We start from the raw sequence: 25871 nt of genomic DNA on the forward strand, positions 1-25871 counted from the left end.
GAGTTTTCTGAAAGTAGATGCAACACGTCCGTTGTATCTGGCGTCGATACAATTACCCGCCTAGGATACGCGGCAGGTTTTCAGGGAGCTTTTGAATGAACAAGACATTGGTTGTAAGTGCACTGAGCGCAGCGCTGTTGCTGGCCGGTTGTCAGTCGGTCAACACCACCAGCGGCGGTGCCGTGGGCGTGGAGCGCAAGCAGTACATGTTCAGCATGCTGTCCTCGCAAGAGGTCGACCAGATGTATGCCCAGTCCTACCAGAAGACCGTGGGCGAGGCGTCCAGCAAAGGCGTGCTGGACAAGACCAGCAACGATGCCAAACGCATTCAGGCCATCGCCAACCGGCTGATCGCCCAAGCACCGAATTTCCGTCCGGATTCGGCGCAGTGGAAATGGGAAGTGAACCTGATCAAGAGTGACGAGCTCAACGCCAACTGCGGTCCTGGCGGCAAGATCATTTTCTACACCGGGCTGATCGACAGTCTGAAGCTCACCGACGATGAAATCGCCGCGGTCATGGGCCATGAAATCGCCCACGCCCTGCGCGAGCATGGTCGTGAAGCCATGTCCAAGGCCTATGGCATCGAAATGGCCAAGCAGGGTGCCGGTGCGTTGCTCGGCCTGGGTCAGGACAGCCTGGCGCTGGCCGACACTGTGGCCAACTACGGCATGACGCTGCCCAACAGCCGCGCCAACGAAAACGAGGCTGACCTGATCGGTCTGGAACTGGCAGCTCGTGCCGGCTACAACCCGAACGCCGCCATCACGTTGTGGAACAAGATGAGCAAGGCCTCTGAAGGCGCACCGCCGGAGTTCATGAGCACTCACCCGTCTTCCAGCAGCCGCACGGCTGCGTTGCAGGCGGCGATTCCGAAGGTCATGCCGCTTTACGAGAAAGCGCCCAAGTCCTGAAACCATGATCGCTCCCGCACTCGGTGCGGGAGCGATCTGCCGGATCAAACCCAGCCGCTGCTCTGCATCGCCTTGTACACCGCGACGATCGCCAGGATCAGGAACGCCGAGGCGGCCAATCGACGGATCAGGGTCAACGGCAGTTTCTCCGCCGCAAAATTACCCGCCAGTACCACCGGCACGTTGGCAATCAGCATCCCCGCCGTCGTACCGATAATCACCAGCCACAGCTCCGGGTATTGCGCGGCCAGCATCACGGTGGCGATCTGAGTCTTGTCGCCGATTTCCGCGAGGAAGAACGCAATCAGCGTGGTCAGGAATGGCCCGAACTTGCGGGCGGTGCTGGCTTCATCGTCATCCATCTTGTCCGGAACCAGCGTCCACAGAGCGGTGGCGGCAAAGCTCGCGGCAAGAATCCAGTGCAGTACCGAATCGGAGAAGAAGCTGCCGAACCAGGCGCCGACCGCACCGGCTGCCGCGTGGTTGGCCAGGGTCGCAGCGACGATACCGGCAATGATCGGCCAGGGTTTGCGGAAGCGAGCGGCGAGAATCAGCGCGAGCAGTTGCGTCTTGTCGCCGATTTCGGCCAAGGCAACGATTGCGGTGGGAACGAGTAACGAGTCCAGCATCAGGATTTCCTAAGGGGCGGGTCGACACGGCTATGACACGTACAGCCTTCCCGCCCCGGGTAAGGTGTGCGTGTCATAGGTCTTGTCAAACCCTGCGATCCGTCTGCTGCGGACGCTTGGGTCGCATACGCCATGATCTGAGGATCAAGTATGTTGACGTATGCCGGACGAGCTTGGCGCTCGTGGGAGACTACTCCCCTAGGACGGAGCGGATTCTGCCTAGGCAGAACCCATTCGGCAAGTGCTAATTTTCAGCCGCGCTTGGCCCGGTAAATCCGGAAACCATTGCCTTCGGCCTTGATCGCGCAGACTCCGAGATGCTCTTCGATCAACGGTTGATACTTCAGGAAACTGTTGGCAACCAGGCGAAGTTCGCCGCCGTTTTTCAGATGTTTGGCAGCTTTTCGCAGCAAGTTCTCGGTGGCGAAATAATCGGTGTGCACGCCGACGTGGAACGGCGGGTTGCTCAGAATCGCGTTCAAACCCATCGGCGCGGCGTCGATGCCGTCACCGGTCAGTACCTCGGCTTCCAGACCGTTGGCCGCCAGGGTCAGCCGGCTGCTGGCGGCGGCGAAGGCATCAACGTCGAGCAACGTGACCTGATTGTGCGGGTAACGACGCTTGAGCGCCGCACCGAGTACGCCGGCGCCGCAACCGAAGTCCAGCAGATGACCGCTTGGCAGTTTGTCCAGGTGCTCCAGCAGCAGGGCGCTGCCGCGATCCAGTCGGCCGTGGCTGAACACGCCCGGCAGGCTGATGACTTTCAACGGGCCTTCGGCCAGCGGCAGTTCGTAGGTCTGCGCCAGGCTTTCCAGCGGTTTGGCTTGCGGGGCGTTGGCCACGGTCACTTGCCACAGCTGGCAATGGCGCGCGCTGTCGAGCTTGCGTGGTTTGCCGAACGGGTTGAGCTGTTTGGAGGCGCCTTCGATACCGCTGCGTTTTTCCCCGACCAGATACACCTCACGCCCGGCCAGGCGCGAAGCCACGGCGTTGAGGATGTAATCGGTCAGGTCCTTGGCCTTGGGCAGGAACACCACGGCGTTGGTGAATTCGCGCTCCGGCACGTTCACGCCAAAATGGCTGCGGCCTGCGAAGCGGGCTTCGAGTGCGGCCTGATCGCCGGCGTGCCAGCACCAGCCAAACGCATCGGGCAGGCGCCCCAGCAGATCATCGGCAGGCAAACCGGCCAGCAACACCGAACCCTGGAATAACTCGGCCTGACGAAGCAGTACTTCACTGCGCGGATCCATAACTGCTCCTGTGAAAAAAAGTGCCGCAGTTTATCAACTGACGACCCGCAGCGCCTTACCGCTGAAGAACGCCTGGGTGTTTTCCACCAGTTGGCCGACGATACGCTGCCGCGCTTCGCGGCTGCCCCAGGCGTTGTGCGGGGTGACGATCAGGCGCGGGATGTCGGCAGCCAGCAGCGGATTGCCGTTGGTCGGTGGTTCGACGCTCAGTACATCGGTGGCCGCGCCGCCCAGATGACCGCTGCGCAAGGCGTCGGCCAGGGCCTGTTCGTCGATCAGCCCGCCCCGGGCGGTGTTGACCACGAACGCGCCAGGTTTCATCGAGGCGAGCTCGCGGGCGCCGATGAAATGCCGGGTGTGTTCGTTGAGCGGGCAGTGCAGGGTGAGGGCGTCGATCTGCGGCAACAGTTCTTCCAGCGGCAGACGATCCGGACGGGCCGGGCGCCCCGGAATCTGCCCCAGCAGCACGCGCATGCCGAAGGCTTCGGCCAGACGCGCGACCGCGCCGCCGAGTTCGCCGTGACCGAGCAAACCCAGGGTCTTGCCTTCCAGTTCGACAATCGGGTAATCCAGCAGGCAGAACTGTTTCGCCTGCTGCCAGCGGCCTTCGCCGACGGCTTTTTGATAATCGGCCAGACGCGTGGCGAGATTGAGCAGCAACATGATCGTGTGCTGCGCTACCGACGGCGTGCCGTAACCCTGGCAGTTGCACACCGTGATGCCGTGGGCGCGGGCGGCGGCCAGATCGACGTTGTTGGTGCCGGTGGCGGTGATCAGGATCAGCTTCAACTGTGGGTTGGCGGCCATGGCGTCGGCGTCGATGAGGATCTTGTTGCTGATTGCCACGGTCGCACCTTGCAGGCGTTCGCTCACCTGCGCAGGCAACGTCTGGGCGAACAGTTGCAGGTCGCTGAAGCAGTCACGCAAAGGGCTCAGATCGAGATCGCCAAGATCCAGCGACGGGTGATCGAGGAATACGGCGCGGTGGGCGTTCGTCATCAACTGTACCTGTTGTGCTTTGAAGGGAAGGCGTAATCTGCCGAGCCTACCAGATGAAACAACTCGTTACGCTTGGCCGAAAGGAGCCCCCATGTACTGGACCGAATTCTTGACCGTTGCCCTGATCCACCTGTTGGCCGTCGCCAGCCCCGGTCCTGATTTCGCCGTGGTGGTGCGCGAAAGCGTGACCCACGGGCGACGCGCGGGGACCTGGACCGCGTTGGGCGTGGGCACGGCGATTTTCCTGCACGTGGGTTATTCGCTGCTGGGAATCGGGCTGATCGTTTCCCAATCGATCGTATTGTTTAACGCCTTGAAATGGGCGGCCGCCGCGTACCTGCTTTACATCGGCTTCAAGGCTTTGCGTGCGCAACCGGCGAAAACCGTGACCGACGACCTGCACAAAGAAGCTGGCGAGCGCACCGCTCGGGGCGCCTTCACCTCAGGCTTCGTGACCAACGGTCTGAACCCGAAAGCCACGCTGTTCTTCCTGTCGCTGTTCACCGTGGTGATCAACCCGCACACCCCGCTGACAGTCCAGGCCGGTTACGGCATTTATCTCGCCGTCGCGACCGCCACCTGGTTCTGCCTGGTGGCCATGCTGTTCAGCCAGCAGCGCGTGCGCGCCGGTTTCGCCCGCATGGGCCACTGGTTCGACCGCACCATGGGCGCGGTGCTGATCGCCATCGGCGTGAAACTCGCGTTCACCGAGATGCATTGATCCTTCTGGGCTGTCATCTGTTTCGGCAAATGCTGGCGCAAAGCTAGCATTTGTACGGCTCTGCAAATCATTCCTTTGGCTGATTTGGCTGACGTATAACGGTTCTAGAGTACGAAACTCCAAAGCCAACACCGTGCAGTCAGAAAAGGGATTCTTATGTTGCAGACTCGCGTTATTCCGCCCGCCGAAGGGGCGTACCAGTATCCACTGCTGATCAAACGGCTGCTGATGTCGGGCGCCCGTTACGAGAAAACCCGCGAGATCATCTACCGTGACCAGCTGCGCTACAGCTACCCGACCCTGATCGAGCGGGTTGCGCGGCTGGCCAACGTACTGACGGCTGCCGGCGTGAAGGCCGGTGACACCGTGGCGGTGATGGACTGGGACAGCCATCGCTACCTCGAGTGCATGTTTGCGATCCCGATGATCGGCGCGGTGATCCACACCATCAACGTGCGCCTGTCGCCGGAACAGATCCTCTACACCATGAACCACGCCGAGGACCGCTTCGTGCTGGTCAACAGCGAGTTTGTCGGGCTGTACCAGGCCATCGCGCCACACCTGACCACGGTGGAGAAAACCTTGCTGCTGACTGATCTGCCGGAAAAAACCGCGGATTTGCCGAATCTGGTTGGGGAGTACGAGCAACTGCTGGCGGCCGCGAGTCCGCAGTACGACTTCCAGGATTTCGACGAAAACTCGGTCGCCACTACGTTTTACACCACGGGCACCACCGGCAATCCGAAGGGCGTGTACTTCACCCATCGGCAACTGGTACTGCACACCATGGGCGTGTCGACCATCATGGGCGCCATCGACAGCGTGCGGCTGCTGGGCACCAACGACGTGTACATGCCGATCACCCCGATGTTCCACGTGCATGCGTGGGGTCTGCCGTATGTGGCGACAATGCTCGGGCTCAAGCAGGTTTATCCGGGGCGTTACGACCCGGAGTTTCTGGTCGAGTTGTGGCGCAAGGAAAAGGTCACATTCTCCCATTGTGTGCCGACCATCCTGCAGATGGTGCTCAACGCCAAGGGCGCGCAAGGCACCGATTTTGGCGGCTGGAAAATCGTCATCGGCGGCAGTGCGCTCAATCGTACGCTGTACGAAACGGCCAAGAGCAAGGGCATTCAACTGACGGCCGCCTATGGCATGTCGGAAACCGGGCCGCTGGTCTCGTGCGCGCACCTCAACGATGAATTGATGGCAGGCACCGAAGACGAGCGCACCACCTACCGCATCAAGGCCGGCGTGCCGGGGCCATTGGTCGAAGCGGCGATTGTCGACACCGAGGGCAATTTCCTCCCGGCGGACGGCGAGACCCAGGGCGAACTGGTGTTGCGTGCACCGTGGCTGACCGAGGGTTATTTCAACGAACCGCAGAAGGGCGCCGAGCTGTGGGCCGGCGGCTGGCTGCACACCGGCGACGTCGCCACGCTCGACAGCATGGGCGTGATCGACATTCGCGACCGGATCAAGGACGTGATCAAGACCGGCGGCGAGTGGATCTCCTCGCTGGACCTCGAAGACCTGATCAGCCGTCACGTCGCGGTACGTGAAGTAGCAGTGGTGGGCATCGCCGATCCGCAGTGGGGCGAGCGTCCGTTTGCCTTGCTGGTGGTCCGCGAAGGGCACGCCATCGGGGCGCGCGAGCTCAAGGAACACCTCAAGCCATTCGTTGAACTGGGGCACTTGAGCAAGTGGGCGATTCCGAGCCAGATCGCGCTTGTTACTGAAATTCCCAAGACCAGTGTCGGCAAGCTCGACAAGAAGCGCATCCGCCTCGACATCACCGAATGGCAGGCCAACAACAGCACCTTCCTCTCGACGCTCTGAGCCTCCTCTGGCGCGCCGAAAACGGCGCGCCAGACCCACCAAGCAAGCGCTTGGCTTGTGAAATTCGAATTTTCAGCCATCCTTGCCGTGCCGACATGTGTCGGACTGGCGAAAGGACTGTTCCAGAGTGGCCGGCAGCTGCAAATCACACTTTAGAGGGATCAAGCAGTACCACCTGCTGGCTATAGTCCGCTCAAGGATTTTTAAGAACGGGGCAAACGCACAAACGGGGCGATGCAACATTGAAGCGATCTCGGGAAGCCTCTGGCGCCCGGTCCTTCAGGCGTTTTTAAAAGTACTCACTGCCATAACAATAATGCACATGGAGTAGCGTCGATGACCTCAGTAAACCAGTTCTGGCGCCGGGCAAAGCTGCCTCTGGCCGTCAGTCTTGCTTCTTCGCTCGCCGGGCCCGCATTCGGCGTCAGTTTCAACGTCGGTGAAATCGAAGGCCAGTTCGACTCCTCCCTGTCGATCGGTGCCAGCTGGTCCACCCAGAGCCCGAACAAGAACCTCATCGGCGTCAACAACGGCGGTCACGGTCTGTCCCAGACTTCCGACGACGGCCATGCCAACTTCAAGAGCGGCGAAACGTTCTCGAAGATCTTCAAGGGCATCCATGACCTCGAACTGAAATACGGCGATACCGGCGTGTTCGTCCGTGGCAAGTACTGGTACGACTTCGAACTCAAGGACGAGAGTCGCGAGTTCAAGGACATCAGCGACAGCAACCGCAAGGAAGGCGCCAAGTCCGCCGGCGGTCAGATCCTCGATGCCTTCGTCTACCACAACTATTCGATCGCCGATCAGCCGGGCTCCGTGCGCCTGGGCAAACAGGTGGTGAGCTGGGGTGAAAGTACCTTCATCGGCGGTGGCATCAACTCGATCAACCCGATCGACGTGTCCGCATTCCGTCGTCCGGGCGCCGAGATCAAGGAAGGCCTGATCCCGGTCAACATGTTCTACGTGTCCCAGAGCCTGACCGAAAACCTGTCCGCCGAAGCCTTCTATCAGCTCGAGTGGGACCAGACTGTCGTCGACAACTGCGGCACCTTCTTCTCCCAGCCGGACATCATTGCCGACGGCTGCACCGACAACCTGCGCGTGCTGAACAAGCGTTCGCAGATCCCGGCCATTGCCCTGGGGCCATTGGCTGCCAACGGCGTCGACGTCAACGAGGAAGGCGTGCTGGTACGTCGCGGTCCTGATCGGGATGCCCGAGACAGCGGTCAGTGGGGCGCGTCCCTCAAATACATGTTCGAGCCACTGGACACCGAGTTCGGTGCCTACTTCATGAACTATCACAGCCGTGCGCCGATCTTCAGCGCCACGGGTGCACCGCAATCGGTCTACAACGGCGTGGCGGCATTGCCGGCAGCATTCCGGGCCCTGGGGCCGCTGGTGGTTGCAGGCAACTCGAACTACTTCGTCGAGTATCCAGAAGACATCCGCCTGTACGGTCTGAGCTTCTCCACCACCCTGCCTACCGGCACCGCCTGGAGCGGTGAAATCAGCTACCGTCCGAATGCGCCGGTACAACTGAACTCTACCGACATCCTGTTCGCCGGTGTGCGTCCCCTGGGCGGCACGTTTGCGAACGCATCGCTGCTCGACGGCGTGCCGGGTCAGGATCTGCACGGTTACGAGCGCAAGGAAATCACTCAACTGCAGACCACCTTCACGCACTTCTTCGATCAGGTCATGGGCGCGAGCCGTCTGACGCTGGTGGGTGAAGTGGGCGCGACTTACGTGGGCGGTCTGGAGAGCCGATCCGACAAGCGCTATGGCCGCGACCCGGTCTTCGGCCCGGGCGAATTGCCAGCCACCGGCGGCACCAACACCTGCGTCAACATCCTCAACAACGGCACCATCAATGGCGCCGGGCCAGGTTCCCCACAGAACAACCGTAGCCGCAATTGCAACAATGACGGTTTCACCACGTCGGTGTCCTGGGGTTATCGCGGTCGCGCCATCTGGGAATACAACGACGTGTTCGCCGGCGTGAACCTCAAGCCGAACGTGGCCTGGTCCCATGACGTCAGCGGCTACTCGCCAGGCCCTGGCGGCAACTTTGAAGAAGGTCGCAAGGCGGTGAGCCTGGGCGTCGATGCCGAGTACCAGAACACCTATACCGCGAGCCTGGCTTACACCAACTTCTTCGACGGCAAGTACACCACCGTGGATGACCGCGACTTCGTGGCGCTCAGCCTCGGCGTGAACTTCTAAGCACTGCATTCAGGACGAACGAATTTATGAAAATAACAAAGAGTCTGTTCCACGCCGGTGTTCTGGGCCTGTCGCTGCTGGCGACCGGCGTCATGGCGGCAGTGCCTGCCGCCGAAGCGGACAAACTGGGCAAGAGCCTGACCCCGATGGGCGCCGAAATGGCCGGTAACGCCGACGGCTCGATCCCGGCCTGGAAACCGATGCCGAAGAACGCCGGCACTGTCGACAGCAAAGGCTTCCTGTCCGACCCGTACGCCAGTGAAAAACCGCTGTTCACCATTACCAAACAGAACGTCGATCAGTACAAGGCCAAGCTCGCGCCGGGTCAGTACGCGATGTTCCAGCGTTACCCTGATACCTTCAAGATGCCGGTCTACCCATCCCATCGCGGTGCCACCGTGCCGGATGCGGTATTCGCCGCCATCAAGAAGAACGCCACCACCACGACGCTGGTGTCGGGCGGCAACGGCCTGGAAAACTTCGATACCGCCGTGCCGTTCCCGATTCCGAAAACCGGTGTGGAAGTCATCTGGAACCACATCACCCGCTATCGCGGCGGCAGCGTGACCCGTCTGGTGACCCAGGCCACGCCGCAACCGAACGGCTCGTTCAGCCTGGTGTATTTCCAGGACCAGTTCGTGTTCCGCGACAAGATGAAAGATTACGATCCGGCGAACCCGGGCAACATCCTGTTCTACTTCAAGCAGAAAGTGACCGCGCCGGCACGTCTGGCCGGTGGTGTACTGCTGGTGCACGAAACCCTCGATCAGGTGAAGGAACCGCGTTCGGCGTGGGTCTACAACGCCGGTCAGCGTCGTGTGCGCCGCGCACCGCAAGTGTCCTATGACGGCCCGGGTACCGCGGCGGATGGTCTGCGTACTTCCGACAACCTGGACATGTTCAACGGCGCACCGGATCGCTACGACTGGAAACTGGTCGGCAAGCAAGAGATGTACATCGCCTCCGACAGCTACAAGCTCGACGATCCAAAGCTCAAGTATGCCGACATCATCAAGGCCGGGCACATCAACCAGGATCTGGCGCGCTATGAACTGCGTCGCGTCTGGCACGTGACCGCGACCCTGAAGGAAGGTCAGCGTCACATCTACGCCAAGCGTGACTTCTTCATCGACGAAGACACCTGGCAAGCGGCCGTGATCGATCACTATGACGGTCGCAACCAACTGTGGCGCGTGGCGGAAGCTCACTCCCAGGACTACTACAACGTGCAGGTGCCTTGGTACACCCTGGAAACCCTCTACGACCTGCAGTCCGGCCGCTACCTGGCTCTGGGCATGAAGAACGAAGAGAAATCGGCGTATGACTTCGGTTTCACTGCAACCACCGCAGACTTCACGCCCCAAGCCCTGCGCCAGGACGGTATTCGCTAAGCTCCTGTAAACCGAGGCCGCATCCTCGTTAAAACGCCCCGACCGGTTCGGGGCGTTTTTTTGCCTGTCGCTTTTTCCGTAGCCTTTTTGTAGCCATTTGTAGCAACGACCTTCATAACCGCTCCGTTTAAGGCTAGTCTGCGGGCATCTGCTACGCCGCCAACAGCCCTACAAACAAGAGCCGGCCATGACTGATCTGTCCCCACTTCCGGGCCCTGCAAGCGTTGCCGTCGCGGCACTGGACGGACGTTTTTTCCGTCCGCCGCTACCCGACGGCTACGTGCTGCGACCCCGTTTGTGCGAGCGCCTGAGCGCCGGGCTCGGAGGGCGTTTGTTGCTGGTCAGCGCCCCGGCCGGGTTCGGCAAGAGCTCGCTGGCGGTGGAGTTCTGTCAGAGTCTGCCGGCGCACTGGCAAAGCCTGTGGCTGGGTCTGAGTCCGCGGGACAACGATCCGGGGCGGTTTCTCGAGCGACTGCTCGAAGGTCTGCAGGACTATTTTCCGCAATTGGGCAGCCGGGCACTGGGACTGCTGAAAATGCGTCAACGTCATCAGCCGTTTGCGTTCGAAGAATGGCTCGACGGCCTGCTGGATGAACTGGCGCTGCATCTGCAACCGACGGCTCCGCTGCTGTTGGTACTGGATGACTACCACCTCGCTCAAGGGCCGGTGCTCGACCGTTGCCTGCAATTTTTCCTCAATCATTTACCGGACGGCCTGGTGGTCATGGTCACCAGTCGGCAGCGCCCGGACTGGCACCTGGCACGTCTGCGCCTGTCGCGCCAGTTGCTGGAACTGCACGAACAGGACCTGCGCCTGACCCACGACGAAGCCTTGGCACTGCTTGATCGTCACAGCAGTTCCCTGCGCGGTGAAGCGCTGGAAAACCTGATCCAGCGCAGCGAAGGCTGGGTGGCCGGGCTGCGTTTCTGGCTGCTGGCGATCGCTGAAGTCGGCACCGAATCAGCCTTGCCACAAGCGTTGAACGGCGGGGAAGGGCTGATCCGCGAATATCTGCTGGAAGAAGTCATCGATTGCCTGCCCGCCGAGGTCCAGGCGTTTCTTTATGACACCGCGCCGCAGGAACGCTTTTGCAGCGAGCTGTGCGACGCGGTGCGCGAAGCCCACGACAGTGCGGAAATCCTGCGTTTCCTGCTGGCGCACCAGGTGTTCCTCGTGCCGCTGGACGAGCATGGGCACTGGTATCGTTATCACCACCTGTTTTCCGACCTGTTGCGCAGCCGGCCTATCGCCCGGGCACTGGTGCCGGCCGCGACGCTGCATCTGCGCGCCTGCCGCTGGTTCAATGCCCAGGGCCTTCTGGATGAAGCTGTCGAGCAGGCACTGCGCGCAGGGCATCTGGACGTCGCTGCCAATCTGGTACAGAACCTTTCCGAGGAGCAACTGCTGGCTGAGCAGAACGTCGGCATGCTGCTGCGCTGGAAAATGGACTTGCCCGACAGCCTGCTGATCAGCACCCCGCGCCTGATCGTGTTGTACAGCTGGGCGCTGGGGCTGGCCTGTCAGCTTGATGCGGCCGAAGAGCTCGCCAGTCATCTGAGTCGTTTTCTGCCGGCACCTTCGGCCACCGCCCAGAAATCCATGCTGGCCCAATGGCTGGCCCTCAAGGGCATCATCGCCCGCGGGCGGGGCCATCGCGAGCAGACCATCGAGTATTGCAGCGAAGCACTGGAAAGCCTGCCGGCCAAGCGTTACGGCCAGCGTCTGATGTGCCTGTCGACCCTCTCCAATCTCGCGATTGCCGACGGCGATCTGTGGCGTGCACGGGGCCTGAACCGCGAGTCGCTTGAGCTGGCGCAGCGGGTCGGCAATCCCTTGTTCGAGGCGCTGGCGCATTATGATCGTGCCCGCGTCCTGCAGGCCCGCGGCGAAATCCTGCGCGCGCTCGATGAAGTGCGCCAAGGGTTGGAGCGCTTGCGCGGATTGTCCGCGCAGCGTTTGTACGCCGTGCGTGCGCGACTGACGCTGTATGAGGGTTTTCTGCTGGCCATGCGATTGCAGCCTCAGGCGGCAAGGGCGCGATTGCAGGCGGGCCTGACTGAAGCAAGGGCCTGTCGTGACATCAGCGTGCTGATCGGCCACTGCGTGATCGCCCGGCTCGACGGCAGCAGCGGCGATTTCGCCAAGGCCTTCGCCGAACTGGCCGAAGCCGAAAGGCTGATGCACATATGGGATGTCCCGCCGATCTACTACCTGGCGATGATCACCCTGGTCAAATGTGAGCTGTGGCTGGCTCAGGGGCGTATCGATCTGGCCGAAGCCTGGCTGGCGCGACTGGGCCAGACCTACACCGGTGAATACGCGGCGGCACCGCCGGAATTTCATCCGCAACTGCCCTTGCACGTCGAGCTGCAACAGGCGTTGCTGGACGTCATACAGGGGCAACCGATGCTCGCCGAAGGGCGATTGAACGTGCTGCTGGAGAACGGCCAGCAAACCGGACGGCAACTGCTCAGCGTGATGGCGCTGACGCAAAAAGTGGTGTTGCTGTTGGCAAACAATCGTGAGCCTGAAGCGCGCAAGGCATTGAGTCAGGCACTGGAAGCGGCGTCCGGCGGCGTCCTGCAACCTTTCGATGTGCTGGTCAAAGAGCATGCTGACTGGTTGCGCGGGCAACTGTCACTGACTGCACCGACAGCTGCCGGTCAGCAATTGCTGGAACATTTCCCCCAGGCGCCGGCTCGTCCTGCAGCGGAATCCACGACGACCGAATCGCTCAGCAGTCGTGAGCTCGCCGTCCTGAGGTTGATCGCTCAGGGCTGCTCGAATCAGGAAATCAGTGATCAGCTGTTCATCTCGCTGCACACCGTGAAAACGCACGCCAGTCACATCAACAGCAAGCTGGGTGTGGAACGGCGCACGCAAGCGGTGGCGCGGGCGAAAGAGTTGGGGGTGTTGAACTGAATCTGCTGTTTTGCGCTGTGTCGGCATCCTGCGATGCCAACAACGTAAAATGGCGGAAATCAGCCTCTGCGCACTGTCTTCAATGTCTGTTCAGGATCTCCCATGACCGCTGCAAATCCCGCGCTCATTCGCGAAACTTTCCCCGTCGGCCCGCTCCAGTGCAACTGCACGATCATCGGCGATCCGATCACCAAAAAAGCCATTGTCGTCGATCCGGGCGGCAACCCTGACCTGATCATGGCCCGGCTCGATGCCCTCGGTCTGAAAGTGGTCAGCATCATTCACACTCACGCGCACCTCGACCACTTCCTGGCTTCCGGACAGATGAAAGAGAAGACCGGCGCCACCTTGCATCTGCACAAAGAGGATCAGTTCCTGTGGGACAACCTCGAGATGCAGTGCCAGATGTTCGGCGTGCCTTACACCCCGGTGCCGTCTCCCGATCGCTGGTTGAGCGATGATGAAGAGCTGGCCTGCGGCTGTGGCGTGGCGCTGCACACGCCGGGGCATACGCCAGGTTCCATGAGCTTCTGGTTTTCCGAGGCTAAGCTGTTGATTGCCGGCGACACGCTGTTTCGTCGCGGAGTAGGGCGCACGGATTTGTGGGGCGGCGATCAGGCGACCATCGTGCGATCGATCAAGCAACGGCTATACACCCTGGATGAAGACGCGACCGTTGTAGCCGGGCATGGTCCGGATACGCGTCTGGGGGATGAGATGCGCGAGAACCCGTTTGTGCGTGCCTAAACATTTTGTCACGGGTGCCCGGCGGAATTTTTGTGCATTGTCATGATCCAACGCCCGCACGGGCCAGTTGCCAATGGCCGCTGCACCACAGAATGCAAAATGTAGGAGCACTCCATGTTCACCACGCGTCGTTTGATTATTGTCGCTACTGCCGTGGCCGTCTTGTCCGGCTGCGCCTCGCCCAACCCGTATGACAATCAGGGTCAGGCCGACGGTGGCTCCCAGGGCATGAGCAAAACCGCCAAGTACGGTGGCCTCGGTGCGCTGGCCGGCGCGCTGGCCGGTGCCGCCATCGACCACAACAACCGCGGCAAGGGTGCGCTGATCGGCGCAGCCGTCGTCGGTGCCTCGGCCGCCGGTTACGGCTACTACGCCGACCAGCAGGAGAAAAAACTGCGCGCCAGCATGGCCAACACAGGGGTTGAAGTGCAGCGTCAGGGCGATCAGATCAAGCTGATCATGCCGGGCAACATCACCTTCGCCACCGATTCGGCGAACATAGCTTCCAGTTTCTATCAGCCGCTGAACAACCTGGCCAACTCGCTCAAAGAGTTCAACCAGAACCAGATCGAAATCGTCGGTTACACTGACAGCACTGGCAGTCGTCAGCACAACATGGACCTGTCCCAGCGTCGTGCGCAGAGCGTGGCGACCTACCTGACTTCGCAAGGCGTCAGCGGTGCCAACCTGAGTGCCCGCGGTGCCGGTCCGGATAATCCGATCGCCAGCAACGGTGACGTCAATGGCCGGGCGCAGAACCGTCGCGTCGAGGTTAACCTCAAGGCGATTCCGGGCCAGCAGTACGGTGGTCAGCAGCAGCCGGGCACGGTTCAGCAGTACCCGTAACCGTCAGGTACAAAAAAGCCCCCGGACAAGTGATTGTCCGGGGGCTTTTTGTTGGCGCGAAAGCTGATTACTTCTTCAGGCCGTAATGCTCGTCGAGCATGCCCGGCGAGTTCGGGGTCTTCGGCGCGTAGTCACGCGGCGGTTCCTGATCCCGTGGTGGCGTCAGGCGTTCCCGTGGGGCCTGTGCCGCGTCGGCGTGCAGCGAGGCCAGCAAGCGTTGACGGGTCTGCTCGTCCAGGGCCAGGCGGTTGGCACCCTCGGCGAGGTGATCCTGCACTTCCTGATAGCTCTGGGTCAGCTTCTTGACCAGATTGGCGGTGCTGTTGAAGTGGGTCACCACTTCGTTCTGATAACTGTCGAAACGTTCCTGAATATCATCCAGTTGACGCTGCGTGCGGCTGGGCGCGGCGTTCGGCGCAACGCGAGCGATCAGGAAACCAATGGCGACACCCACAACCAGGGCAAGAGTCGGTAACAACCAAACTAAGAGCGAGTGTTCCACGAGTCCTTCCTCTATAAACGGCTTTGCTTTACGTTAACGGCTCGAACCTGCGCTGTATACCGCGATTCACTCGCAATAGACTGGCACAGACAATTTGCTAGACGAGTCGACCCGATCCGAGGTCACGGAGTTCCTTCCTTGCTGATGCGTGAAACCCCTGTAGTGATTGATGGCCCGGTGGGGCAACTTGAGTCTTTGTATCTGGACAATGAGCAGCCACGCGGCATCGCGCTGATCTGCCACCCGAACCCGGTGCAGGGCGGCACCATGCTCAACAAGGTCGTCTCGACCCTGCAGCGCACCGCGCGCGACGCCGGCCTGATCACCTTGCGCTTCAACTATCGCGGCGTCGGTGCCAGCGAAGGTTCCCATGACATGGGCACCGGTGAAGTCGATGACGCCCAAGCCGCTGCCGCATGGCTGCTGGAAAAACATCCGGATCTGCCGCTGACCCTGTTCGGTTTCTCCTTCGGTGGATTTGTTGCAGCAAGTCTCGGCGGTCGTCTCGAATCCCGGGGCATCACGCTCAAGCATCTGTTCATGGTCGCGCCGGCGGTGATGCGTCTGGGCGATCAGGATCAATTGCCGCAGCAGGGTGAGCTGACCGTGATCCAGCCGGAAACCGATGAAGTGATCGATCCGCAGCTGGTCTACGACTGGTCTGAAAAACTCCCGCGCCCCCATGAGCTGCTGAAAGTGGCAGAATGCGGACACTTTTTTCATGGCAAGCTGACCGATCTCAAGGATCTGATCCTGCCGCGTCTCTCGAATTGATTGCAGTCTGACAAGCGATTACCCATGACGAACCGTACCCGCATCCTCACCGGCATCACCACCACCGGCACCCCGCACCTGGGCAACTACGCCGGCGCCATCCGCCCGGCGATTCTCGCCAGCCGCGACAGCAACGCCGACTCGTTCTACTTCCTGGCCGACTATCACGCCCTGATCAAGTGCGATGACCCGCTGCGCATCCAGCGCTCGCGTCTGGAAATCGCCGCGACCTGGCTGGCCGGTGGCCTGGATGTGGATCGAGTGACCTTCTACCGTCAGTCCGACATCCCTGAAATCCCCGAGCTGACCTGGCTGCTGACCTGCGTTGCCGCCAAAGGCCTGCTCAACCGCGCCCACGCCTACAAGGCTTCGGTGGACAAGAACGTCGAGAGCGGCGAAGACCCGGATGCCGGTATCACCATGGGTTTGTACAGCTATCCGGTACTGATGGCGGCGGACATTCTGATGTTCAACGCGCACAAGGTGCCGGTCGGTCGCGATCAGATCCAGCACGTGGAAATGGCCCGTGACATCGGCCAGCGCTTCAACCACCTGTTCGGCCAGGGCAAGGAGTTCTTCACCATGCCCGAAGCGCTGATCGAGGAAAGCGTGGCCACGTTGCCGGGCCTGGACGGTCGCAAGATGTCCAAGAGCTACGACAACACCATTCCGCTGTTCTCCAGCGCCAAGGAAATGAAGGACGCGATCTCGCGAATCGTTACCGACTCCAAAGCGCCGGGCGAAGCGAAAGATCCGGACAACTCGCACCTGTTCACCCTGTTCCAGGCGTTCGCCACACCGGCGCAGGCCGACGAGTTCCGCAGCGAGCTGCTGGGCGGTCTGGGTTGGGGCGAGGCGAAGAACCGTCTGTTCCAGCTGCTGGACAACGAGTTGGGCGAGTCCCGCGAGCGTTATCACCAGTTGATCGAGCGTCCGGCAGATCTGGAGGACATCCTGCAACACGGCGCCAAGAAGGCTCGTGCGGTGGCGACGCCGTTCCTCAACGAGTTGCGCGAAGCGGTCGGCCTGCGCTCCTTCGTCAATCAGGTTCAGGTGGCCGCGACCTCCAAGAAGAAAGCCGCGAAAGCCGCACGTTTCGTCAGCTTCCGTGAAGACGACGGCAGCTTCCGTTTCCGTCTGCTGGCGGCCGACGGCGAGCAATTGCTGCTGTCGCGCAACTTCGCCGACGGTAAAACCGCCGGTCAGGTGACCAAGCAGCTGCAATCGGGTCAGGCGCTGGATGTGCGCAGCGAAGAGCTGAGCTTCAGCGTCTGGCTGGAAGGCGAGTGCGTTGGCGACAGCCCGGCGTTCGCCGACGTGGCTGCGCGGGATGCGGCCGTCGAGGCCTTGCGGGTCGCTCTGACACCGGTTCAGGAATAATCAACGGGCCGGCCCGACCAAGGGCCGATTGCCATTCCCACGGGCCATCGCTACAGTGACGGCCCGTTTTTGTTGCCTTGCTAACGAATTATGACGCCCCTAGAACGATATCAAGCTGATCTGAAACGCCCGGACTTCTTCCATGATGCGGCGCAGGAAACTGCCGTGCGTCATCTGCAACGCCTGTACGACGATCTGATCGCGGCCGAGCAGAACAAGCCGGGTTTGCTGGGCAAGCTGTTTGGCAAAAAGGATCAGACGCCGGTCAAGGGCCTGTACTTCTGGGGCGGCGTGGGTCGCGGCAAGACTTACCTGGTGGACACCTTCTTCGAAGCACTGCCATTCAAGGAAAAGACCCGCACTCACTTCCACCGCTTCATGAAGCGCGTGCACGAAGAAATGAAAACCCTCGGCGGCGAGAAAAACCCGCTGACCATCATCGCCAAGCGCTTCGCGACGGAATCGCGGGTCATTTGCTTCGATGAGTTCTTCGTCTCTGACATCACCGACGCCATGATTCTCGGCACGCTGATGGAAGAGCTGTTCAAGAACGGCGTGACCCTGGTCGCCACGTCGAACATTGTGCCGGACGGCCTGTACAAGGACGGCCTGCAACGCGCGCGCTTCCTGCCGGCCATCGCGCTGATCAAGCAGAACACCGAGATCGTCAACGTCGACAGCGGCGTCGACTACCGTCTGCGTCACCTCGAACAAGCGGAGCTGTTCCACTTCCCGCTCGACGAAGCCGCCCATGAAAGCCTGCGCAAGAGCTTCCGCGCGCTGACGCCGGAATGCACGGCGGCGGTGGAAAACGATGTGCTGATCATTGAGAACCGCGAAATCCGTGCCCTGCGTACTTGCGATGATGTGGCCTGGTTCGACTTCCGCGAGCTGTGCGACGGCCCACGCAGCCAGAACGACTACATCGAACTGGGCAAGATCTTCCACGCCGTGCTGCTCAGTGGCGTGGAGCAGATGAGCGTCACCACCGACGACATTGCCCGACGCTTCATCAACATGGTCGACGAGTTCTACGACCGTAACGTCAAGCTGATCATTTCTGCCGAAGTGGAGTTGAAAGACCTGTACACCGGCGGACGTCTGACGTTCGAGTTCCAGCGTACCCTCAGCCGTCTGCTGGAAATGCAATCCCACGAATTCCTGTCCCGGGCACACAAGCCTTAAGCGGATTCGGCAAACAAAAAGGGCCTGCAGATGCAGGCCCTTTTTTGTGTCTGGTCGAATCGTCAGGCAGCTTGCTGGAACTGCTGCCGGTACTGGTTCGGCGACAGTTCGGTGTGCTGGCGGAACAGCCGTGCGAAGAAGCTCGCATCGTCGTAGCCGACTTCGTAGCTGATGGTCTTGATGCTCTTGCGACTGCCGGAGAGCAAGCCCTTGGCGGTCTCGATGCGCAGCCGTTGCAGATAGTGCAGCGGCTTGTCGCCGGTGGCGGTCTGGAAGCGGCGCATGAAGTTGCGGATGCTCATGCCGTGCTCGCGCGCCACGTCTTCGAAGCGGAACTTGTCGGCGAAATGCTCTTCGAGCCAGTGCTGGATCTGCAGGATGATCACGTCCTGGTGCAACTTCTGACCGCCGAAACCAATGCGTCCCGGGGCGTAGCTGCGCTGCACTTCATAGAGAATGTCGCGGGCCACAGCCTGGGCCACATTGGCGCCGCAGAAGCGCTCGATCAGATAAATGTAGAGATCGCAGGCCGAGGTCGTACCGCCGGCGCAATACAGGTTGTCGGCGTCGGTCAGGTGCTTGTCCTGATTCAGGTAGACCTGCGGGAAACGCTCGGCGAAGGCATTGAAGAAGCGCCAGTAGGTGGTCGCTTCCTTGCCGTTGAGCAACCCGGCTTCGGCCAGCCAGAACACCCCGGTGGCCTCGCCGCACAGCACGGCGCCCCGGGCGTGCTGTTCGCGCAGCCACGGCAGGATCTGTGGATAACGTTGGCACAGCGTATCGAAATCGTCCCAGAACGCCGGGAGGATGATGACGTCGGCGTTTTCCAGGCCGCCGTCCACCGGCATGACCACGTTACTGAAGCTGTTCACCGGTTTGCCGTCGGGGCTGACCAGGCGTGTTTCGAACGCCGGAGTCAGGCCGTGGCCCAGTTGTTTGCCGTAACGCAGGCTGGCCAGATGAAAGAAATCCTTGGCTTGCATGAGGGTGGAAGCGAAAACCCGGTCGATCGCCAGGATGCTGACGCGCCGCAAGGGCGTGGAGACTTGCTTGGACATAATTCAACTTTTGTTTTTATAAGGGAAAGTGGTCACCAGACGGCTGGATCGTCTTATTTTTTGTCGGATGTGTCCAGTGTCCTGTATCGGAAGCGGGGCTTAGTCTCTGAAGGAATGATTCCTCCAACAATAAAGAAAAGGTGACGCATGATTCCCAGAACCTTGTTCAGCTCCGAGCACGAATTGTTCCGCGACAGCGTACGAACATTCCTCGAAAAAGAGGCCGTGCCGTTCCATGGGCAATGGGAAAAACAAGGCTACATCGACCGCAAACTGTGGAACAAGGCGGGGGAGGCGGGGATGCTCTGTTCGCACCTGCCGGAGGAATACGGCGGGTTGGGCGCAGATTTTCTTTACAGCGCGGTTGTCATCGAGGAAGTGGGGCGGCTGGGTCTGACCGGCATCGGTTTCTCGCTGCATTCGGACATTGTTGCGCCGTACATCCTGCATTACGGCAGCGAGGCGCTGAAGCAGAAGTACCTGCCAAAACTGGTGTCCGGCGAGATGGTCACCGCGATCGCCATGACTGAACCGGGTGCCGGTTCCGACCTGCAAGGGGTCAAGACCACGGCGGTGCTGGATGGCGACGAATATGTGATCAACGGCTCGAAAACCTTTATCACCAATGGCTTCCTGGCGGATCTGGTGATCGTCGTCGCCAAGACCGATCCCAAGGCCGGCGCCAAGGGCACCAGCCTGTTTCTGGTGGAGGCGAACACGCCGGGCTTCGACAAGGGCAAGCGCCTGGAGAAGGTCGGAATGAAGGCGCAGGACACGTCGGAATTGTTCTTCCAGGACGTGCGAGTGCCGAAAGAAAACCTGCTGGGTCAGGCCGGGGCAGGGTTTGCCTATCTGATGCAGGAACTGCCGCAGGAGCGTCTGACTGTGGCGATTGGCGGTCTGGCTTCAGCCGAGGCGGCGCTGCAATGGACGCTGGATTACACCCGCGAGCGCAAGGCGTTCGGCAAGTCGATTGCCGACTTCCAGAATACCCGCTTCAAACTGGCGGAAATGGCCACCGAGATTCAGATCGGCCGGGTGTTCGTCGACCGCTGCCTGGAGCTGCATCTGCAAGGCAAGCTCGATGTGCCGACGGCGGCGATGGCCAAGTATTGGGGCACCGACCTGCAATGCAAGGTGCTCGACGAGTGCGTGCAGCTGCACGGCGGCTACGGTTTCATGTGGGAATACCCGGTGGCCCGGGCCTGGGCGGATGCGCGGGTGCAGCGGATCTATGCCGGCACCAATGAAATCATGAAGGAGATCATTGCGCGGTCGCTTTGATCCGAGCGTGTGATCGTTCCCACGCTCTGCGTGGGAATGCCGCCATGGACGCTCTGCGTCCGCTTTGGGAGTGACGCGGAGCATCGCGGTATGCGTTCCCACGCTGAGCGTGGGAACGATCATCGTCCTGGATCACGGCGCCGGGTTCGGATGATCCTTGTGAATCGCTTCGATCCCTTCCAGCACTTCCTTCGACAGTTTCAGCTCGTAGCTGGCGATGTTGCTGTCCAGTTGCTCCAGCGTTGTCGCTCCGATGATGTTGCTGGTGACGAACGGTTGCTGATTCACAAAGGCCAGGGCCATTTGTGCCGGATCCAGGCCGTGTTCACGGGCCAGCGCCACGTAACGGCTGCAGGCCGCCTCCGATTGCGGGTTGAAATAGCGGCTGAAGCGGCTGTAGAGGCTCAGGCGGCCTTTCGGCGGGCGCGCCCCACCTTCGTACTTGCCCGACAGGAAACCGAACGCCAGCGGCGAATAGGCGAGCAGGCCGCACTGTTCACGGATGGCGATTTCCGCCAGGCCGATCTCGAAGCTGCGGTTGAGCAGGTTGTACGGGTTCTGGATCGAGACGGCGCGCGGCCAGCCACGGGCTTCGGCCAGGGCGAGAAAACGCATGGTGCCCCACGGGGTCTCGTTGGACAGACCGATGTGACGGATCTTGCCGGCCTTCACTTGCTCATCGAGCGCTTCGAGGGTGTCTTCGAGCGGCGTCAGGTTGGCTTCGGTCTGGTGCTTGTAGCCCAGTTGTCCGAAAAAGTTGGTGCTGCGCTCCGGCCAGTGCAATTGATACAGATCGATGTAATCGGTCTGCAGGCGCTTGAGGCTGGCGTCCACGGCCTCGGTGATGTGCTGGCGGTTGTGGCGCAGGTTCTTGTCGCGGATGTAGTCGATGGTGTTGCCGGGGCCGGCGATCTTGCTGGCGAGAATCCAGTCGGCGCGGTCGCCACGGCTCTTGAAGTAATTGCCGATGTAGCGCTCGGTGGTGGCGTAGGTGTCGGCTTTTGGCGGCACCGGGTACATTTCGGCAGTGTCGAGGAAATTGATCCCGGCCTCTTTTGCCCGTTCGATCTGGGCGAAGGCTTCAGCTTCAGTGTTTTGCTCGCCCCAGGTCATGGTGCCGAGGCAGATTGCACTCACGTTCAGGTCGGTACGGCCTAGCTGGCGATAGTCCATCGGGTGCTCCTTGGGCAAAACAAGCATAAAAGCAGGTTGAAATTTTTTTCGCAATCTGCATAATTGCCGACCTCTTTCTGCAGTGGAAGTGATGCGCCGCCGCCGAAGAATCTTGCCGTTGAACGGACGCGCCGACCCGAGCCCCCGAAAGCGTCTGTATCCGGCTGCCTTTGACTTGTCAAAGTACGCACTATTCAGTAAGATCCGCCGTCTTATTTACAGGCGGCCCCTGAGGCTATAAAGAATGAAAACTTTTACTGCTAAACCGGAAACAGTAAAGCGCGACTGGTTTGTCGTCGACGCTGCTGGTCAGACCCTGGGTCGTCTGGCCACCGAAATCGCGAGCCGTCTGCGTGGCAAGCACAAGCCTGAGTACACTCCTCACGTTGACACCGGCGACTACATCGTCGTAATCAACGCCGAGCAGATCCGTGTTACCGGTGCTAAAACCACTGACAAAATGTACTACTCCCACTCCGGTTTCCCGGGCGGCATCAAGTCGATCAACTTTGAAAAGCTGATCGCCAAGGCCCCTGAGCGCGTGATCGAGACCGCGGTTAAAGGCATGCTGCCTAAAAACCCACTGGGTCGCGACATGTACCGTAAGCTGAAAGTCTATGCGGGCGCTGCACACCCTCATACTGCTCAGCAGCCCCAAGAACTGAAGATTTAACGGAATAGTTCATTATGTCGGCGACTCAAAATTACGGCACTGGCCGTCGCAAGACCGCAACCGCACGCGTTTTCCTGCGTCCGGGTACTGGTAACATCTCCATCAACAACCGCTCCCTGGACACGTTCTTCGGTCGCGAAACTGCCCGCATGGTAGTTCGTCAGCCGCTGGAACTGACTGAGACTGTCGAGAAGTTCGACATCTACGTCACCGTCATCGGTGGTGGTGTAAGTGGTCAAGCTGGCGCAATCCGCCACGGCATCACTCGCGCTCTGATGGACTACGACGAAACCCTGCGTAGCGCTCTGCGCAAAGCTGGCTTCGTTACCCGCGACGCCCGTGAAGTTGAACGTAAGAAAGTTGGTCTGCGTAAAGCGCGTAAGCGTCCGCAGTACTCGAAGCGTTAATTTCGCTTCCACGTTCAAAAAGAACGCCCGATTCCTCACGGAACCGGGCGTTTTTTTATGCGTGCGATTTCTTGAATAATTGCGCTGTGACAACTTGCCACATTCGTAGACCCCCTATACTACAAGGCTTGAGGGCCAGCCCTCCGGGTAATTACCTTGTCAGAATTGGGGGTTTTCATTACCATTCGGCAAAATTTTTATAAGTACATAGTTTCAATTTAGTAGATGCCTGATTTAACAGGCCACAAAGCTGATGGGAGAGGACTGAATGAGCAATGACGGCGTGAATGCAGGCCGGCGTCGCTTCTTGGTAGCAGCCACATCCGTGGTGGGTGCTGCAGGAGCGGTGGGGGCTGCGGTCCCGTTCGTGGGGTCATGGTTTCCCAGTGCCAAGGCGAAGGCTGCCGGAGCACCGGTGAAAGTGAATGTCAGCAAAATCGAGCCAGGACAGCAGATGATTGCTGAATGGCGCGGCCAGCCGGTGTTCATTGTCCGCCGTACCGAGGAAATCCTGGGGAATCTCAAGAAGATCGAGGGCCAGCTCTCCGATCCGACCTCCAAAAACTCCACGCAACCCACTTATGTCGACCCTGAAGTGCGTTCGATCAAGCCGGAAATCCTCCTGCTGATCGGGATTTGCACTCACCTGGGTTGCTCACCGACCTTCCGTCCCGAAGTGGCACCCGCAGATCTGGGCAAAGACTGGGTAGGCGGCTATTTCTGCCCTTGCCACGGTTCCCACTACGATCTGGCTGGCCGCGTCTACAAGTCGCAACCTGCGCCTTTGAACCTGCCAGTACCCCCGCATTCCTATGAGACCGATGACCTGATTGTCATTGGCGTCGATACGGAGAAAGCGTGATGAGCAAGTTCATGGATTGGGTTGATGCGCGCTTCCCCGCCACCAAGATGTGGGAAGACCACCTCAGCAAGTATTACGCTCCAAAAAACTTCAACTTCTTCTACTTCTTCGGCTCGCTGGCGCTGCTCGTTCTGGTCAACCAGATCGTCACCGGTGTCTGGCTGACGATGAGCTACACCCCGTCGGCGGAAGAGGCGTTCGCCTCCGTCGAATACATCATGCGCGACGTCGAGTACGGTTCGATCCTGCGCCTGCTGCACTCCACCGGCGCTTCGGCGTTCTTCATCGTGGTCTATCTGCACATGTTCCGTGGCCTGCTCTACGGTTCGTACCAGAAACCGCGCGAGCTGGTGTGGGTCTTCGGGATGCTGATCTACCTGGCGCTGATGGCCGAAGCCTTCATGGGTTACCTGCTGCCGTGGGGCCAGATGTCCTACTGGGGTGCCCAGGTGATCATTTCGCTGTTCGGCGCGATCCCGGTCATCGGCAACGACCTGACCCAGTGGATCCGCGGTGACTACCTGATTTCCGGGATCACCCTGAACCGCTTCTTCGCCCTGCACGTGGTTGCCCTGCCGATCGTGATTCTCGGTCTGGTGGTGCTGCACATCCTGGCGCTGCACGAAGTCGGTTCGAACAACCCGGACGGCGTGGACATCAAGAAGCACAAAGACGAAAACGGTATCCCGCTGGACGGTATCGCCTTCCACCCGTACTACACCGTAAAAGATATCGTCGGCGTCGTGGTGTTCCTGTTCATCTTCTGCTTCATTGTGTTCTTCTTCCCGGAAATGGGCGGTTACTTCCTCGAAAAGCCTAACTTCGAGCAAGCCAACCCGTTCAAGACCCCTGAGCACATTGCACCGGTCTGGTACTTCACACCGTTCTACGCAATCTTGCGTGCGGTCCCTGACAAGCTCATGGGTGTTATCGCCATGGGGGCGGCGATTGCGGTGCTGTTCGTCCTGCCGTGGCTCGACCGCAGCCCGGTCAAGTCGATGCGCTACAAAGGCTGGATGAGCAAGATCTGGCTGGTGGTGTTCTGCATTTCGTTCGTGATCCTCGGCATCCTGGGCGTTCTGGCCCCGACGCCAGGCCGTACGCTGCTGTCGCAGGTCTGCACCTTCCTGTACTTCGCCTACTTCATTCTGATGCCGTTCTACACCAGGCTCGAGAAGACCAAACCGGTTCCGGAAAGGGTGACTGGCTGATGAAAAAGTTATTTTTTGCTCTGATTTTTGCTGCTCTGCCAGTGCTGTCTTTCGCGGCCGAACACGGTGGTCCGGAACTGGAAAAGGTCGACATCGACGTTTCCGACAAGGCTGCCCTGCAGGATGGTGCGCGTACCTTCGCCAACTATTGCATGGGTTGCCACAGTGCCAAGTTCCAGCGTTACGAGCGTGTGGCCGATGATCTCGGCGTTCCGCACGAACTGATGCTGGAAAAACTGGTGTTCACCGGCGCCAAGATCGGCGATCACATGAACATCGGCATGCAGCCGGCCGACGCCAAGACCTGGTTCGGCGCAGCGCCGCCGGACCTGACGCTGGTGGCTCGTGTTCGCGGCACTGACTGGCTCTACGGTTACCTCAAGTCGTTCTACGAAGATCCTGCACGTCCATGGGGCGTGAACAACAAGGTCTTCCCGAACGTCGGCATGCCTAACGTGCTGGTCGGCCTGCAAGGTCGTCAGGTCGTAGGTTGCAAACAGGTGCAGATTGTCGAAGACGGCAAGAAGCAATATGACCCGCTGACCGGTACGCCTCTGACTCATGAAGCGTGCGATCAGTTGACCATCGTGCCGAAAACCGGAACCCTCAACGAAGAGCAGTTCGATGAGAAGGTCAAGAATCTGGTAACCTTCCTGGCTTACTCGGCTAACCCGGTTAAGCTGCAACATCAGCGCATCGGTACTTACGTCTTGTTGTACCTGGCGTTCTTCTTTGTGTTCGCCTATCTGCTCAAGCGTGAATACTGGAAAGACGTGCACTGATACGCTTCAAGCAATTGCTGTTAATCGCGCGCGCCCAAGGGCGCCTCTGAAAACGCAACGCCTGGTTCGCCAGCCGTTGCGGGAGGCGCCCTCTG

23 protein-coding genes and 1 riboswitch are annotated in these 25871 nt (G+C 60.2%); of the genes, 17 read left to right on the plus strand and 6 right to left on the minus strand.

The annotated features are described in order from the left end of the window. Positions 1–95 precede the first annotated feature (95 nt). A complete protein-coding gene (locus L6D82_RS22820) occupies positions 96–914 on the plus strand; it encodes a M48 family metallopeptidase (RefSeq protein WP_236191698.1) in 819 nt (272 codons plus the stop codon). 44 nt (positions 915–958) lie between these two features. On the opposite strand, the gene L6D82_RS22825 is transcribed toward L6D82_RS22820, so the two are convergent. From L6D82_RS22825 to L6D82_RS22835, 3 genes are all read right to left on the minus strand, one after another. Next, positions 959–1543 carry a TMEM165/GDT1 family protein gene (locus L6D82_RS22825; protein WP_007956837.1) on the minus strand — a complete coding sequence of 195 codons (585 nt, stop codon included), beginning with the start codon at positions 1541–1543 and terminating at the stop codon, positions 959–961. A gap of 87 nt (positions 1544–1630) precedes the next feature. Next, a riboswitch (yybP-ykoY riboswitch) is annotated at positions 1631–1755 on the minus strand. A 39-nt stretch (positions 1756–1794) separates the two neighbouring features. Further along, entirely contained in the window at positions 1795–2793 is a 999-nt protein-coding gene (locus L6D82_RS22830; protein WP_236191699.1) for a class I SAM-dependent methyltransferase, read from the minus strand. A 33-nt stretch (positions 2794–2826) separates the two neighbouring features. Beyond that, positions 2827–3792 (minus strand): 2-hydroxyacid dehydrogenase, encoded by a 966-nt coding sequence (locus L6D82_RS22835; protein WP_236191700.1) that lies wholly within the window; start codon positions 3790–3792, stop codon positions 2827–2829. 91 nt (positions 3793–3883) lie between these two features. On the opposite strand from L6D82_RS22835, the gene L6D82_RS22840 reads away from it, so the two are divergent. The 7 genes from L6D82_RS22840 to L6D82_RS22870 all read left to right on the plus strand — a co-directional run bounded on the left by L6D82_RS22840 (position 3884) and on the right by L6D82_RS22870 (position 14485). Beyond that, positions 3884–4513 carry a LysE family translocator gene (locus L6D82_RS22840; protein ID WP_007956831.1) on the plus strand — a complete coding sequence of 210 codons (630 nt, stop codon included), beginning with the start codon at positions 3884–3886 and terminating at the stop codon, positions 4511–4513. 156 nt (positions 4514–4669) lie between these two features. Then, a complete protein-coding gene (locus tag L6D82_RS22845; protein WP_085606947.1) occupies positions 4670–6352 on the plus strand; it encodes a fatty acid--CoA ligase in 1683 nt (560 codons plus the stop codon). Between the two features lie 336 nt (positions 6353–6688). Continuing rightward, positions 6689–8578, plus strand: a complete 1890-nt coding sequence (locus L6D82_RS22850) for a DUF1302 domain-containing protein (protein ID WP_085745365.1) — start codon at positions 6689–6691, stop codon at positions 8576–8578. 26 nt (positions 8579–8604) lie between these two features. Next, positions 8605–9969, plus strand: a complete 1365-nt coding sequence (locus tag L6D82_RS22855; protein WP_085745364.1) for a DUF1329 domain-containing protein — start codon at positions 8605–8607, stop codon at positions 9967–9969. 187 nt (positions 9970–10156) lie between these two features. Next, positions 10157–12892, plus strand: coding sequence for a winged helix-turn-helix domain-containing protein (locus L6D82_RS22860; protein ID WP_085745363.1), 2736 nt, complete (start codon positions 10157–10159; stop codon positions 12890–12892). A gap of 102 nt (positions 12893–12994) precedes the next feature. Beyond that, positions 12995–13639 (plus strand): MBL fold metallo-hydrolase, encoded by a 645-nt coding sequence (locus L6D82_RS22865; protein WP_085745362.1) that lies wholly within the window; start codon positions 12995–12997, stop codon positions 13637–13639. Between the two features lie 114 nt (positions 13640–13753). After that, positions 13754–14485: a YiaD family glycine zipper/OmpA-like lipoprotein gene (locus tag L6D82_RS22870; protein ID WP_007956806.1), complete on the plus strand. Its 732-nt coding sequence runs from the start codon at positions 13754–13756 to the stop codon at positions 14483–14485. Between the two features lie 67 nt (positions 14486–14552). Here L6D82_RS22870 and L6D82_RS22875 read toward each other — a convergent pair whose 3' ends face one another. Beyond that, entirely contained in the window at positions 14553–14987 is a 435-nt protein-coding gene (locus tag L6D82_RS22875; protein ID WP_007956803.1) for a Z-ring associated ZapG family protein, read from the minus strand. A gap of 144 nt (positions 14988–15131) precedes the next feature. Here L6D82_RS22875 and L6D82_RS22880 point away from each other — a divergent pair, with 144 nt between their 5' ends. The 3 genes from L6D82_RS22880 (at position 15132) to zapE (ending at position 18326) form a co-directional block, all read left to right on the plus strand. Next, complete coding sequence (locus L6D82_RS22880; protein ID WP_085745432.1) at positions 15132–15761, plus strand: alpha/beta hydrolase; 630 nt, start codon at positions 15132–15134, stop codon at positions 15759–15761. 24 nt (positions 15762–15785) lie between these two features. Then, positions 15786–17141, plus strand: coding sequence for a tryptophan--tRNA ligase (locus L6D82_RS22885; protein WP_085745361.1), 1356 nt, complete (start codon positions 15786–15788; stop codon positions 17139–17141). A 90-nt stretch (positions 17142–17231) separates the two neighbouring features. Then, positions 17232–18326, plus strand: a complete 1095-nt coding sequence (zapE, locus tag L6D82_RS22890) for a cell division protein ZapE (RefSeq protein WP_085606932.1) — start codon at positions 17232–17234, stop codon at positions 18324–18326. A gap of 62 nt (positions 18327–18388) precedes the next feature. Here the strand turns inward: zapE and L6D82_RS22895 are convergent, their stop codons facing one another. Further along, the gene (locus L6D82_RS22895) at positions 18389–19285 is read right to left on the minus strand and encodes a GlxA family transcriptional regulator (protein WP_236191721.1); all 897 of its coding nucleotides are present in this window, start codon (positions 19283–19285) and stop codon (positions 18389–18391) included. Positions 19286–19531: 246 nt separating this feature from the next. Between L6D82_RS22895 and L6D82_RS22900 the strand changes: the two genes are divergently transcribed. Beyond that, positions 19532–20668 (plus strand): acyl-CoA dehydrogenase family protein, encoded by a 1137-nt coding sequence (locus L6D82_RS22900; RefSeq protein ID WP_007956797.1) that lies wholly within the window; start codon positions 19532–19534, stop codon positions 20666–20668. Between the two features lie 132 nt (positions 20669–20800). Here the strand turns inward: L6D82_RS22900 and L6D82_RS22905 are convergent, their stop codons facing one another. After that, positions 20801–21841, minus strand: coding sequence for an NADP(H)-dependent aldo-keto reductase (locus tag L6D82_RS22905; RefSeq protein WP_085655282.1), 1041 nt, complete (start codon positions 21839–21841; stop codon positions 20801–20803). A 244-nt stretch (positions 21842–22085) separates the two neighbouring features. On the opposite strand from L6D82_RS22905, the gene rplM reads away from it, so the two are divergent. From rplM to L6D82_RS22930, 5 genes are all read left to right on the plus strand, one after another. Continuing rightward, on the plus strand, positions 22086–22514 hold the full coding sequence (gene rplM, locus L6D82_RS22910; RefSeq protein ID WP_003228062.1) for a 50S ribosomal protein L13: 429 nt from the start codon (positions 22086–22088) through the stop codon (positions 22512–22514). 14 nt (positions 22515–22528) lie between these two features. Next, positions 22529–22921 carry a 30S ribosomal protein S9 gene (gene rpsI / locus L6D82_RS22915; RefSeq protein ID WP_007956794.1) on the plus strand — a complete coding sequence of 131 codons (393 nt, stop codon included), beginning with the start codon at positions 22529–22531 and terminating at the stop codon, positions 22919–22921. A gap of 268 nt (positions 22922–23189) precedes the next feature. After that, positions 23190–23783: a ubiquinol-cytochrome c reductase iron-sulfur subunit gene (petA, locus tag L6D82_RS22920; protein ID WP_007917031.1), complete on the plus strand. Its 594-nt coding sequence runs from the start codon at positions 23190–23192 to the stop codon at positions 23781–23783. Continuing rightward, positions 23783–24994 (plus strand): cytochrome b, encoded by a 1212-nt coding sequence (locus L6D82_RS22925; RefSeq protein WP_007956792.1) that lies wholly within the window; start codon positions 23783–23785, stop codon positions 24992–24994. The genes petA and L6D82_RS22925 overlap by 1 nt, the downstream gene beginning before the upstream one ends. Then, positions 24994–25776, plus strand: a complete 783-nt coding sequence (locus L6D82_RS22930; protein WP_007956790.1) for a cytochrome c1 — start codon at positions 24994–24996, stop codon at positions 25774–25776. Before L6D82_RS22925 ends, L6D82_RS22930 begins: the two co-directional genes overlap by 1 nt. The last annotated feature ends 95 nt before the right edge of the window (positions 25777–25871 follow it).

The organism is Pseudomonas paraglycinae, assembly GCF_021601625.1.
Taxonomy (GTDB): Bacteria; Pseudomonadota; Gammaproteobacteria; order Pseudomonadales; family Pseudomonadaceae; genus Aquipseudomonas; species Aquipseudomonas paraglycinae.